Source organism: Moorena sp. SIO3A2 (genome assembly GCF_010672265.1).
GTDB classification, from domain to species: Bacteria; Cyanobacteriota; Cyanobacteriia; order Cyanobacteriales; family Coleofasciculaceae; genus Moorena; species Moorena producens.
The window spans coordinates 65,557-79,872 of the sequence record NZ_JAAHHC010000031.1 but is presented as its reverse complement, the minus strand read 5'-3'; the positions used below and the strand labels follow the sequence as shown (position 1 = coordinate 79,872).

The window sequence follows — 14,316 nt, the reverse complement described above, 5'->3', positions numbered from 1 at the left end:
AGCTGATAGCTGATAGCTGATAGCTGATAGCTGATAGCTGATAGCTGATAGCTGATAGCTGATAGCTGATAGCTGATAGCTGATAGCTGATAGCTGATAGCTGATAGCTGATAGCTGATAGCTGATAACTGATAGCTGATAACTGATAGCTGATAGCTGATAGCTGATAGCTGATAGCTGATAGCTGATAGCTGATAGCTGATAGCTGATAGCTGATAGCTGATAGCTGATAGCTGATAGCTGATAGCTGATAGCTGATAGCTGATAGCTTACAATCAGCAACGCCTACGAATCGGCTCAACTAAATAATCATACATCAGTTGATATTGAGCTTCTGGTTCTTGCTGCCATTTCATGACTAAACCTGATTTGACCAATAGCTCTAGGATAAAATCTAACTGGTCAGTGGATAATTGTAACTCTGCTCCTAAGTCATCTTTTGTTCGGAATGGTCGAGTACCATGCTTATCCGTTAACAAACCCAAAATTTTCCAAGCCGCGTTTTGGTTTTCTGAACCACAATCAGAAACAACCCCTTCTAAATAGCGCTCCACTAGCTTTTCTTTTGATCCGTTTTGTCGATAAGCTGCTAAGGTAGTGATTTGCTCAGTTTGCAGTTGCACTCCCACTATCTGTAATTCAATCGGGCTTACTTCTCCCACTGGTTCATTCTTAGCTAGGTCGTTTACCAACTCATCGAGTAATGCATCCTCTAGGTAAAATTTAGCTTTAGTGGTTAGATTATAAATAATCGATTTTGCCTCGTCTGGAGAAAAATTCCCGACATAATAAAGGATACCTTTATTAAGAATATCATTATTAATGGCATCCAAATCTACCTGACGAGCGCACTTTAATAATAGGTGTAGATAATCCTCCCGTAAACACAGGATGACTTTGAGATAGGGAATATTAAGACAGTCACGGAAAAATTCAAAGAAGCGTTTTTGTTCAGCTGGCTCTCGGCAAGCAAAGAAAAACTCTTCAAATTGGTCAAAAATCAGGATGTTTATCTGGTTTCGCCGTTGATTTTTTTGCAACTGATCTAGAATAGTAACCAGTTCAAAGTTGTTTTTATAACCTTCAACCTTTAAACCTTCAAGCTTTAAACCTTCAACCTTTAAACTTTCAACCTTCAACGGTGAATAACCTTCACCCTTCGACTCTAGGATACGTTGACCCAGCTCTGTGACCCAGTCAGTGTAAACCTTCAATCTAATTGGGACTACATTACGGTTACCAATGGGTTGTTGTTTTAGGGCAGGGATTAGCCCAGCTTCTAGTAAGGAACTCTTGCCCACTCCAGCTTGACCATAAATTACAGTTAGTTTGTGCTGGGTGCTGGCAATGCGTTGCACTAGCTCTTTTACTTTGTGTTGCCAATCGGAAGCAGTCATGGCCTGATATACGGTAGCGCTACCTTTACTCTTTGTCTGTGCTAAGTGATTCTGTGGTAACTGATTCTGTGCTAACTGATTCTGTTGGGAGGATTTGAGTTTACCTGCACCGATAAAAGCAAGTAAACCATTCTGTTGTGCGATCGCAAGCCGTTCTTGTTTTAATCTAAATGCTGCTTGATATCGTTTTTGTTGCCAGTAGAGGGTTCCGAGAGTTTCCAGGATTTCCAGGTAGAGTTTCGGGTCATCCTGAATCCCTAACTCCCTAGCCCGTTCCAGATGGCTAATCGCTTCGGAATGTTGACCCAAGTGTTGTTGCGCTTGAGCCAGAAGTAACAGATAGCGACCAACGGGAGATTTATTTGTATATTTATTTATAATCTGTTTATCTATTTTAACTACTCCATTGAGGCAAGATAAAGCAGAATTTTCCTGATAGCTAGGGTACTGTTGCTGTTCTTGGGCTTGGATACTTGGGGGATAATAGGACAATTTTTTACTTCCCCCTCTTCCCTCTGCTGCATAGGCCAACAAATCTTCCCTATGGTGGGCAACACCCTGTTCTTCTGTGACTTTTGTTATAATTACATTGGCATATATTGCGTTTGTGTAAGCTTCCTGCCAGCGGGATTTGTGTAGCGCCACTTTTGCTATAAATCCATAATCCTGAGCCAGTTGAACAGGAGCAGAGTAGGTTCTGTGTAGTGCTAGAGACTTTGTAGCTAGACTTGCCAAATCGTCCCAGGCTTCCAGAGATTGCAGTATCTCACCGAGTTGATTAATCAACTTAGCCACTAAATCCGGTCGTTGCTCTTGCTCGAACACCACCATACACTGCTCTAAATACTCTTTAGCCTTGTGCCAATTTTCTCGATAGCTAGGGTCTCCCGGTGGATACTGCTTAGCCTGATCGCAATAGCATAATCCTAGGTGAAACAGGATAACTGCTTGTCGCTCGCGACGTGGAGGGGTAATGGGTTTACGGGATATGAAGGTAGGCAGACCAAGTCCAGGGAGAATCTCACCGTTGTTTTCTGGCTTGCTCTCCTGCTTGCGGGGTTCCTGTTGCCAGAATTCTAAACTTTTCTGATAGTGGGTAATAGCAACATCAATCTTGCCCAATCCATAAGCCTCTCGACCCCAGACAAAGTTAAGACTGGCTAGCAACTCTGGTGGCAACTCGTGGTTCCCACTTTCCAAATCCCGTAAGGCAAACTTAATTTCCGTAGTATAACCAGCACCTAAGATAGCATCATTGGGGAAAATTTCACTGGCACCTAATTCCAAGACTTTGGTAAATAAAGAATTGGCTTTTTGTTGTAGGTTGCGAATTAGTCTTGAGGTTGGGATTTCAAACATAACCGTTGTTGCCCAACTGTGAAAATCTGGTGTGATGCGAATCAGCTTACACAGTACCTCATCGTTAATCCACAACACTAATGGAAACTGGAAATTTTTGCGAAACTCTTCTCTAACTTGGTTAGTGGCGATTAACAGTTCATCAAGGTCCGTGACTGACTCTAAACCAAACACCATCAAGGCTGCTGGCTGTTCCTCCCCGATTTCCTGTCGGAGGGTGGTGTAGAGTGTACAAGCAGATTGGTCTAGGAATACTTCCCGGATTGGGACAGAAGAAATTTTGTGTAGCCTGCGCACCACTCGCTTACGCCACTTGGCATAATTACAGTGTGCTAACATCAGTAAAAACTGTCCCTCACTAGCAGCTATTGCCCAGGCTAGTTCTTCTACAGCATCCCGGTGGTGAGTAGCTACAGGCTCGAGTAGGGGTGAGTTAATCATGATTTTAAGGATATTGCTTATGCCAGCAAGTGCGTATGCCAGCAAGTGAGGTAATTATGTTATCAGGAAATTAAATTCTATCCTGGTAGCAAAATGGCAATTTTTTGTGATTTTTTTGTGATTAGTCATGATCTGATTAAGTGTTAAGTAGTAACACCTAATACCTAACACTACCTAACACTATCTAACACTACTACCTAACAATTATGAAAATTGCCATAGTGGTTTGCCATCCCATGCCAGACTGCTTCTCACGGAATCAGGACTCAGCACTCACCCACTAACGACACCAACGACGCTCCCCCTTATTGACATTAGTATTGTGCTTCAGATAATCCTGTAGCCAATCGCAAGCAAGGGACTGTAGTTGATCAGGATGTCGGATATTGTCTAAATTCCATATAATTACTCTAGCAGATGAATCTGATGATGCAATAGTCTGGCCATCGGGACTAAAACTGAGGCTAACTACACCATCATCATGGCCATAAAAGGTTTGAAGTTGTTTACCTTTCCTGTTCCAAACCTTGACAGTTTGGTCAGCACTAGCTGTAGCAATGGTTTCACCATCGGGGCTAAATACCACACTCCAGACGGTATTCTGATGACCATCAAGAGATGTTAGTTCCTCACCATCACTAACATTCCAGAGTTTAACCGTCTTATCCCTGCTAGCAGAGGCCAGGGTTTTACCATCAGGGCTGAAACGAACGCTAAAAACCCAATCGGTATGACCATCGAAAGATTTCAGTTCCTTGCCATCACTAACATTCCAGAGTTTGACGGTTGGGTCAGAACTAGCCGTAGCAGCACTAGCCGTAGCAAGAGTCTCACCATCAGGACTGAATGTGACGCTATTTACCCAATTTGTATGACCAGTCAGAGTTCTAATCAGGATACCATTCTGATTCCAGAGTTTAACTGTGTTGTCCCGACTAGCCGTAGCGATAATTTTACCATCGGGACTGAAAGTGATACTCCTAACCACTTTCTCATGACCAGATAGGGTGTGCAGTAACTTACCATTCTTATTCCAGAGTTTGGCAGTCTTGTCAGCACTAGCGCTAGCAATAGTTTTACCATCAGGGCTGAAACTAACACCCCACACCCAATCGGTATGACCAGTCAGAGTTCGCTGCAATTGACCATTTAAGCTCCAGAGTTGGATAGTGTTGTTCTTACTAGCCGTAGCAATAGTCTGACCGTCGGGGCTATAACTGACGCTGAAAACGGTATTCTCTTCCCCTGTGGGAATAGGGAGTTCATTACCGTATCGACTCCAAAGTTTAACGGTGTTGTCAGCACTAGCGCTAGCAAGGGTCTGGCTGTCGGGGCTGAAATTAACGCTCCATACGGTACTTTCATGACCGGTAAGGGTTTCCAGTAGCTTGCCATTTCGATTCCAAAGTTTAACGGTGTTGTCAGCACTAGCGCTAGCAAGGGTCTGACCGTCCGGACTGAAAGTGATGCTAGTCACAGTACTTTGATGACTTTCATGGTCATCATTTCCCAATGTCTGATACCGAGTACCGTCCATTTTCCAGAGTTTGACAGTCTTATCCTTACTACCAGTAGCAATCAGTTTACCTTTGGGACTGAAACTGACGCTGAAAACCGCATCCTCATGGGCTTGTATGGTTAGAGGCTTTCTCTTGTACAAGCCATTCCTGTCTCTACGCCAGAGTTTAACCGTGTTGTCAAAACTACCAGTTGCCAGCACCTTGCTATCGGGGCTGAAACTAATACTGAGCACTGCTTTATCATGGGCTTTGAAGATTTGGGGTTTTTTGCCTTCGAGGCTCCAGATGATAACTCTTCCATCCTCGCTAGAAGCAGCAAGGCTTTTGAGATCAGGGCTAAAACGCACGCTCCAAACCCAACCGGTATGCCCTGTCAGGGTTTGAATATACTTACCATTCCGTTGCCAGACTTTAACAGTTTTATCTTTACTAGCCGTGGCAATCAACTTTCCATCAGGACTGAAGGTAACACTTCTGATTTCATCCTTATGTTTATGCTTTCCTGCTAACGTGTAGAGTTCTTTCCCTTCCTTGGACCAGATTTTGACATTGTCGGAACTAGCCGTAGCAATTAGCTCACCGTCGGGACTGAAACTAACATTGTTGACTGTATCATTATGACCTTCTAAGCGGTTGCGCTCTCTAACCCCATAAAAGGCTTGCTGTAGAGAACTCATCGCTATATCCTTAGTGTCAGAGCTTACCCCAACTGACCACTTGAGTTTTTTTCCTGCCTCTAAGGCATCTTTTAGTGGATCCAGGGCATGACTATTGGAACCGTAAAGGGCTTCTGAGGATTTAATCAAAGCTCTGATTTCGTTGTTTCTAGCTTGCGCCCAAAATATAGCGGCAGAGAGGGTTGAGATCGCTAACATACCAACTAGAGCAATAGAGCCGGTGAGTGCTATCTTCGACTTCTGTAACTGGGCTTGAGAAAGCCGATGTTGCTCTTGGGCTTTTTTAAGTTTGGCGAGTAATTCGCTATCTTGCTGCTGGCGAATCACAGAAACTAGATAATCATGAACCAATTGATAGCGGTTAAGGGGACTTTCTCGTAAGAGCACCACTAATCCTGATTCGACCAGGATATTTAAGACTAAATCTAACTGGTCTATTTTTTCTATCGCTAAATCCACTGCCAAGGCGTTTAAATCTTTTTCCAAATCCTGGCGGGTTTTAGGCGGGCGCGTGTTATTTTCTTCGGTGAGTAAATACAAGATAAGTTCAGCAGCTTTTTCATTTTCGGAGCCACAATCTGCGATCACTTCTTGCAGGTAACGCTGCACCAATTTTTCTTTAGGACCTTTTCTCCGATAATGAGCTAGGGTAGTAATTCCTTCAGTCTGTAGTTGAGCTCCTACGATTTGTAATTCAATGGGACGAACTTCTCCTTCACTACTACCTAGTTCTTGCACTAACGTATTGACTAAGGCTTCTTCTAAATAAACTTGAGAGCGCTCGGTTAGTCGTTGAATAATAGATTTAGCATCCTCTAGGGAGAAATTACCTAAATAATAAAGAATATTTTTATTGAGAATATTATTGTTGATTGAATCAAAATTTTGATGACGAATTCCCTGCAACAAAAAATACAAATCATTTTCCCGTAATGACAATATAACCTTGACGAAAGGAATCTGAAGACACTCCCGGAAAAAATCAAAGAAGCGTTTTCTTTCAGTATGATTCTCCCAAATAAAGAAAAACTCTTCAAACTGGTCAAAAATCAGTACGGTTAGCAAATTGCGATGTTCATTTTGTCGCAATTGCTCTAAAAGGGTGGCTGGTTGCAGGTTAGTTTGGGTGGCTGGTTGCAGGTTAGTTTGGGTTGCCGGTTGCAGGTTAGAATACTGCTGTGAACCTTGGCCTTTCGGCCACGCTTCGCGAACAACCTTCAACCGGTCAACCTTCAACTGAGAAGAACCTTCACCGTTCAACTGGTCAACGTTCAACACAGAAGAACTCTCAAGGTTAAACTGGTCAACTTTTAACGGTGAAGATGCTAAGGATTTCCAGACTTCCCTGACCCAATCGGTATAAACCCTTACCAAAATTGGTACGACATCACGGGTTCCAATTACCTTAGTTTTGAGAGTGGGGACTAATCCAGCTTCTAGGACAGAACTCTTACCTACCCCTGACTGACCATAAATCACTGTCAGTTTGTGCTGGGTGCTGCCAATACGTTCCACTAAGCGCTCTACATCGTTCTGACGTACAGAAGCAGTGATTTCCTCAGCAGGGGTTTCCTGCTCTAGGAGTAAGGTAGAACTTTGGCGTAGATGAGGTTTAAGCCGACCAGGTCCGATAAAGGCACGGAAACCATATTGCTGCTCAACGGAGAATCGTTCTTGTTTGACCCGAAAGGCTTCTAGATACTGCTTTTGCCGGAAATAAAGCGTCCGCAATTTTTCCAAAATGCGAATATAAAGTTGTGGAGAATCCATCGGACCGGTTTCCTTAGCCCTTTCCAGGATAGTGATCGCCTCTTCCGAGAGACCCAAATGCCGCTTCGCTTGAGCCAGAAGCAGTAGATAGGACATCTGATACTGTCCAGAGGTATTAGTTAACCGTGTCAGAAGTTCTAAAGCTTTCCTAGCTGCTTGCTGAGCGCCCATCCAACGGCAGTCTTGAAGGGCGACTGCAGCGATAAATCCATAATCTTGAGACAGTTGCAGTGGATTGCCATAGGTTCTGTGCAGTACCAGGGAGCGTTGCGCCAGACCTTGTAAGTCTTTCCAAGCTTCCAGTCGTTGTAGGGTTTCGCCAAGTTTAGTAATAAACTTGGCAATTAAATCTGGGCGTTTTGCTTGTTCAAATGTATCGATACACTTTTGAAAATACCCTCTGGCTGTGATCCAGTGGTGACGACTTTGGGATCGATTGAGTTCAGCCAGGTTCAGATAACACAAACCGATATGAAACAGCAGTAGAGCTTGACGTTCTCGTGGTGAAGGGGTGAGGGGTTGAGGGGATGAAGGGGTTGAGGGCTCCTTTGACAACGTCCGGAGGTAAGGAGATATTGGGGTAGCTTGACCTAGTCGGGAGGGGAAACTACTCTGCTGTTGTGTTTCCTGTTGTTGTGTTTCCCAGCTCCTAGATTCCTGCTGCCAAAATGCTAAACTTTGCTGATAATACTCTAACGCCTGATCGATCTGACCATTAATATAAGCTTCTCGACCAAGCACAAATGGCAAACTAGCTTCTTGGGTTATTTCTAAGACATCTCCACGAGTTTGCAAATCCCTCAAAGCTGAGTCCAATTCTCGGCAATAGCTGGAACCAAAAATAGCGGTATTGGGTAGGAACTGATCCCCACCGGCATCCAAAATACGAGTAAATAAATAACTCTCTCGCTCTGCTAGAGCTTCAATCAAGTGATTTGAGGAGAGGACAAAATTTGTGGTTGTTGCCCAACTCTCTAAATCCGGCACAAACCGAATTAGCGTTTCCAATACCTCGTCATTTACCCATAACACTAGAGGGAAGGGGCAATGCTTGCGAAACTCCTCCCGTACTTGGTTGGTAGTGATTAGTACTTGCTCCAGGTTGCTCAGGGACTCTAAACCAAAGACCATCACGGCAGCTGGCTGTTCATCCCCTAGCTCCTCCAAGATAGTGGTATAGAGACTCTTCACCTTAACCGACTGGTTCAGGTATATTTCCTGGAACTCAATAGCACAGACTTGCCGCAACTTCCGCACAATGTAATCCTGTAAAGCTTCATAGTTGCGGCGGGCTAAAATCAGGGAAAACTCCCCTTGGGACGTCTCCATTGCCCAGGCGAGTTCCTGCATTGAATTGTTGTTGTAGGCATCCGCATCTTCTACGCGGTATAAGCTAGGCATGATTTGAATCCTTCCGCTTCTGCCAAAATGGGATTAACGTCAAACCAAGACCCATCTTGGTCTCGGTACTCATAGACGAACATGCTGCGGATCAAGAGTTGGTAACCTTCATCTCCAACTACCTTTTTATGTTTAGCGACGTGACACAATAGTTCCCACTCATCATCTGAGATGGGTAGGGTTAGTTCATTGCGCCGGTCTCGAATTACATTTTCTAACATGCCTTGAGACAGAGGTAATCGTCTTTCTTTCTTGATCCAGGTACTGAGAAACCGGAGCAAATTCCGCACATGACCCCCGCTAGCGTAACACAGGCGATCTAAAGTGTCAGGGGAGTCGAACACCTCTTTTACTCTAGCAAGACGCTCCACAGGCTCTAAATTAGGAAAGGCTCTCGCCAGTACCATTTGTCGCAGCAGTGCCATGCCCTGTTCATGGGGAGTACCATCTCGTAACTTTACCGGTACCATTGGTAACACTTTGGGATCTACCACAAAGCGCTGAGTCAAGGCACTATAGTCATTAGAAAATCGTAGCGCTAGGGGCATGGTGTAGACCACATGACAGTGTAACCCCTTTAACTGGGCTCCGCGATCCACAAATAGATATTCCGGCTGATCACGTCCCCAAGGCTTCTGGGAAGCGTCCACCCGATCGAGGTTATCTACAATCACCACTAGCCCTTGTTTCCCAAGTTTTTGGAGGTTTGCGATCGCAGGTTCGAGCAACTCTTGGTTAATCACTTCTAACAACCGATTGGTTTGAGGTTCGAGATATTGCCGTAAGCGACTGCGCAGATCCGGGCTATCCTTAGCCTTAGCCGTAATCTCACCAATCCCAACTGCTAGGGAAACCGCCCCCTCAGTGTCTACTCCAACCTCACCAATCCCAGGAACTCCTACCCTACCGCTTAATTCAATTTCAGTGAGCAACAGTTTAGCCGCACCTGCCAGTAATTTTTTAAAGCCTTTCGGTTCACCTAGCTTAATTTTGTCTAAGCTTTCACTGACGCGACGGGCAATAGCGAGTAAGATGTCCCCGACATCTACATCTCCCATTTCCAAGTCTTGAGAAGATTCAAAATAGACCACGTGAAAGTCAGCTTCCTCCAATTCGGCTTTCAGTCGCAGTAACTCCGTAGACTTACCACAACCAATATGTCCAGTAAATAGCTCGCAGGTCGGCTCATCCATGGAGAAGAAAGTGATATTATCCTTCAACTCTTCAATGATCTTGCCCCCTCGCACTGAGGAAAAATCGATATAATACTTACAGTCTTCCGGCTGATCGACCGTTAACGTTTTGCTGGGATTACAGGCTTTATATAATTTTTGTATGTTTACTGTCATAGGTTTCCTTTTTTATTTTTCATCACCAAGTTTAAAATTTACCTGTCAAGGTAGGGAATCGGGAATCGGGAATCGGGAATCGGGAACAGGTAAAAGTCATAATATTTGATTATTTGATAACTGATTCGATCTCCAATAATATTAGTCATTAGTTATTTTGGCTTAGTTATTTTGGCTTATATGAATAATTATGGTATTAGTAATTGCTGGTAATTCCCCCTTCTATATTATCACTCACTCTAGGTATCAGTGTAGGAATTGTGATCATTATTTTAGGCCATATTCCCTACTCCCTACTCCCTACTCCCTACTCCCTACTCCCTACTCCCTTTGCTATAACAATTTCAAACTGTAACTGATGGCTGTCTAGAAAATCATGGGTAAAATGATCGACGACATTGGTATCAGCAAGTTCCAAATTGTAGAAATCTATAAATTCCTGGTCAAAATAGGGACCAGCGTGCCAAGTTCCTACTTCTAATTTAATAAAGCAGTTACCTGGAATCCGAAAAGCCGCAATATCCTCTAAAACTGGTTGGTCATCCTGATTGGGAGGAGCTACAGCCATGAACCAGTCTTTCCCTTCTAGAGAACCGAGACACTGAGTACATTGGACATGACGAGTAATTTTATCAAACTTACGACCTTTGTGGTGTAGCCGCATGATATAAAACCGGGATGTCCCATTTTCGAGGTTTAACTGAGCATCATCTTGATCATAGGGTTTGCCGTCAACACTTGCAAAGATGACTTGACCGTAGGGCTGAAAGTTCTCTGATGTCACCCATTCCGCGTATAGTTTTTGAATCGTCTTGACTTTACTCATCCTCAGCCTCCGCCGTCAGTAGTTAAGAATTAACAGCTTATTGATTTTAGCTTGTCCAGGTGCCTTGCTGTTACTCTGGCAACTAGTCTTTACTTTTCCTTTATGGTATCCTTGTATAGGTAATTTTAAAAAAAACATCAAAAAAATCATCAGTTTCATCTTTAGGGTTATGGTCGTCGTAATTCTTTATATTATAGTCGATAATTATATCTATATTAATCTCGGGATATAAAAATATTATCCTCTATAGTATCGACTTGATAAAGCCACTAAGCTAACCTTTTTTTAAAGGTATAAAATCCTTAATTTTACACTAAATCATGCCTGAAATTTTAAGATAAATTGATGACTTTTACTTGCTCAAACCAAGACAATGTGGTCTATCGCTTCTGGAAACTGGCGATCATCAATATTCTTTCTACTCTCATGATACCCCTTGCGGGTTTAATCAGCGTGGCTTTCTTAGGTCATTTAGATCAAATCCGCCACTTAGCTGGAGTCGCTCTCGCCACCATCCTGTTTAACTTAATCTACAATAGTTTGGCTTTTTTACGGATGGGAACTACTGGGATAACCGCTCAAGCTGTCGGAGGAAATGACCGAGATGCTATGTTGCTGGTGGGACTTCGTAATGGCTTAATTGCTCTGATTTTAGGTGTAGTTATCTTAAGTTTACAGTATCCTCTCAGAGAGCTTGGATTTGCTTTGTTAAGTGCTACACCAGATGTCAAATTTTCCGGTATTGCTTATTTTAATGCTCGGATTTGGGGAGCTCCTGCAACATTACTCAATTTCGTACTGATTGGTTGGTTTCTCGGTAGAGAAATGAGTGGTAAGGTTTTGCTGCTGTCCATTATCGGTAACACCGCTAATATAGTTTGCGATTACTTTACTATTATTCGGTGGGGTTGGGAAAGCACTGGCGCTGGATTATCCGTAGCAGTTAGTCAATACGTGATGGTTTTAGTGGGCATAGTTTTAGTTAGCCAAGAAATAAAGTGGCAAGAGCTAAGAGCAGTAGCCAAACGAATTTGGAACTTGTTGGATATAAAAGCTACTTTTACCCTAAATAGTAATCTTTTTATCAGAAGCTTAGCGATTCTTTTTACCTTGTCTATTTTTACCAATTTGAGCTCAGCTCTTGGTACCACAATCTTGGCGGAAAATGCTTTGATACTAGAGGTGTTCAGCTTGGCTGTTTATTTTATTGATGGATTGGCATTTGCTACGGAAACTCTGACGGGTAATTTACAAGGTCAGGGAGCAAAAGAGCAGTTAGTCCCTTTATTGAAAATTGTCGGAGGAAGCAGTTTGCTATTGGGACTTAACTTTGCTTTCCTGTTTATCCTGTTTCCCCAGACACTCTTTGGGCTGTTAACAAACCACACTGAGGTGATCGAATCTATTACTGTCTATATTCCTTGGTTACTGTTGGTGTTAGGATTTGGTTCCATTGCGTTTATGCTGGATGGTTATTTTCTGGGCTTAGCTGCAGGACAGACCTTACGTAATTCTACCGTAATCGCCTTGGTGGTGGGATTTGTCCCTATGGCTGTGGCGTCTTGGCAGTTTCAAAGTGTTCATCTTCTTTGGTTAGCTTTATCCTTGTTTATGGCAGGAAGAGCGATAGTACTGGGCGTAAAGTTACCAAGCACGTTGAAGTGAAATATATGGTTTTTCAATTAGGTGAGGTACAAATTTTTTGGGTTTTAGGGAACAGGGAACAGGGAACAGGGAACAGGGAACAGGGAACAGGGAACAGGGAATAGCGATCCGCTGCATCAAGATAGGAAATCAACGTCAAAGAAGACTCTATATTATAACTGCGAGAAACGCTATAAAAGTTTCTCATAGTAATGAGATACAGATAATTTTTTTTCTATTCCCTACTCCCTACTCCCTACTCCCTACTCCCTACTCCCTAAAACCTGTGATGGAATAAGCAAACCGATGACAATAATTTAAAGAAGTATGAAGTATGAAGCATGAATTGTAAAAGATGAAGTATCAAGGATGAAGTATGAAGCATGAACTATCAAGATAGAGGGAATTGTAGATGGCTCGTCAACGTTGGGCTTCAAGAACAGTATTTCTCCTCGCAGCAGTAGGTTCTGCAGTTGGCTTAGGGAATGTGTGGCGCTTTCCCTACCTAGCTGGGAAATACGGTGGGGGAGCATTTCTAGTGCCTTACCTGATCGCTTTAGTCCTAATTGGGGTTCCACTGTTGATGCTGGAATTTGCGGTAGGACAAAAAATGCAACGGGGAGCCATAGGCTCATTTAGGAAATTACACCCCAATTTCGGCAGTCTCGGTCTGTTTGCCCTGATGTCAGCCTTTATCATTGTCTCCTATTATGCAGTTGTCATGGGCTGGAGCTTGATTTACTTTCTGGCATCCTTTGGGGTCAAGTGGTCGAGTGATGCTAAAAGCTACTTCTTTGATAGTGTTCTGCAAATCAGTGATGGGGTCAACGTATTAGGTGGTATCAACTGGCCAATCTTATGGTCTCTACTTGTAGTCTGGGTCTTGATTTATTTCTGTGTTTGGAAAGGCACGACCAGTGTGGGCAAAGTCGTTGTCTACAGCGTGCCACTTCCGATTATTTTACTGGGGGTATTGCTATTACGAGCAGTAACTTTACCAGGTTTCCTCAATGGCTGGAAACTGTATCTTACTCCGGTTTGGAGTGCATTAGTTGACCCCGAAGTTTGGACAGCTGCATTCTCACAAATTTTCTTTACCTTATCTCTGGGATTTGGAATTATGGTGACTTATGCTAGCTACAAGAACTCAGAGGATGACATTGCTAAAGATACCTGGTTAACTGCCTTGATCAACAGTGGTATCAGCTTATTTGCCGGTTTTGTGGTGTTCGGAATTTTGGGATATATGGCAGGAGTTACCAACACCCCCTTGGCAGAGCTGGCTGCTTCTGGTCCGGGTCTAGCGTTTGTGGTTTTTCCGGAAGCTTTAAGCTTAATGCCCTTGCCTTGGCTGTTCAGTCTGCTGTTTTTTGTGATGCTGCTTTCCCTAGGCATCGACAGCGCTTTTTCCCTAGTAGAAGCTTTGAATGCGACTATCCTCGACAAACAACAACAGGGAAATGTTGCTAAGGTTTCAATTGGGGTTTGTCTAGGGGGATTTATTGCTGGAATTATTTACACTACCAGAGCTGGATTATACATTTTAGATATTGTAGATCATTTTGTTACTAACTATAACTTGATGTTGGTAGCTATTTTCCAATCTATCCTAGTGGGATGGGTGTATGGTGCAGAAAAGCTGCGACGATACATGAACCAAGTTAGTGATTGGACGGTTGGTAAATGGTGGAATTTTTCTATAAAATACCTGATTCCTATGGCTTTAGTCGCTTTGCTAGCAACCCAGTTTTCAAAAGATATTAGGACTCCCTATGAAGGATACCCAGCCTGGGCTTTAGGACTTGGCTGGGCAATTGTGTTTTTGCCATTACTTATTTTCTTGTCTTTGCTGGTCACAGACAAAACATTGATCAATGGGAGAACCGATTAATTTTAATGATTAATTTGTAAGCCTTCAGCTGTCAGCTGTCA

At 43.2% G+C, this 14,316-nt stretch carries 8 protein-coding genes; 3 read left to right on the top strand and 5 right to left on the bottom strand.

What is annotated here, in order from left to right; translation table 11 throughout:
* The 5 genes from F6K64_RS26950 to F6K64_RS26930 form a co-directional block, all read right to left on the bottom strand.
* A partial coding sequence (locus tag F6K64_RS26950; RefSeq protein WP_287266858.1) for a hypothetical protein occupies window positions 1–301 on the bottom strand: 301 nt, incomplete at its 3' end.
* Window positions 276–3,197 (bottom strand): tetratricopeptide repeat protein, encoded by a 2,922-nt coding sequence (locus F6K64_RS26945; protein WP_009149426.1) that lies wholly within the window; start codon window positions 3,195–3,197, stop codon window positions 276–278. The genes F6K64_RS26945 and F6K64_RS26950, both read right to left, overlap by 26 nt.
* Window positions 3,198–3,477: 280 nt before the next feature.
* Entirely contained in the window at window positions 3,478–8,565 is a 5,088-nt protein-coding gene (locus F6K64_RS26940; protein WP_044494430.1) for a WD40 repeat domain-containing protein, read from the bottom strand.
* Window positions 8,544–9,914, bottom strand: coding sequence for a P-loop NTPase fold protein (locus F6K64_RS26935; RefSeq protein WP_009149422.1), 1,371 nt, complete (start codon window positions 9,912–9,914; stop codon window positions 8,544–8,546). Before F6K64_RS26935 ends, F6K64_RS26940 begins: the two co-directional genes overlap by 22 nt.
* 307 nt (window positions 9,915–10,221) lie before the next feature.
* A complete protein-coding gene (locus F6K64_RS26930) occupies window positions 10,222–10,740 on the bottom strand; it encodes an ureidoglycolate lyase (RefSeq protein ID WP_009149420.1) in 519 nt (172 codons plus the stop codon).
* Between the two features lie 345 nt (window positions 10,741–11,085).
* Between F6K64_RS26930 and gntT the strand changes: the two genes are divergently transcribed.
* The 3 genes from gntT (at window position 11,086) to F6K64_RS26915 (ending at window position 14,275) form a co-directional block, all read left to right on the top strand.
* On the top strand, window positions 11,086–12,405 hold the full coding sequence (gntT, locus tag F6K64_RS26925) for a guanitoxin biosynthesis MATE family efflux transporter GntT (RefSeq protein ID WP_287266857.1): 1,320 nt from the start codon (window positions 11,086–11,088) through the stop codon (window positions 12,403–12,405).
* A 37-nt stretch (window positions 12,406–12,442) separates the two neighbouring features.
* Entirely contained in the window at window positions 12,443–12,682 is a 240-nt protein-coding gene (locus F6K64_RS26920; RefSeq protein WP_287266855.1) for a hypothetical protein, read from the top strand.
* Between the two features lie 114 nt (window positions 12,683–12,796).
* The gene (locus F6K64_RS26915; protein WP_009149410.1) at window positions 12,797–14,275 is read left to right on the top strand and encodes a sodium-dependent transporter; all 1,479 of its coding nucleotides are present in this window, start codon (window positions 12,797–12,799) and stop codon (window positions 14,273–14,275) included.
* Window positions 14,276–14,316 lie beyond the last annotated feature (41 nt).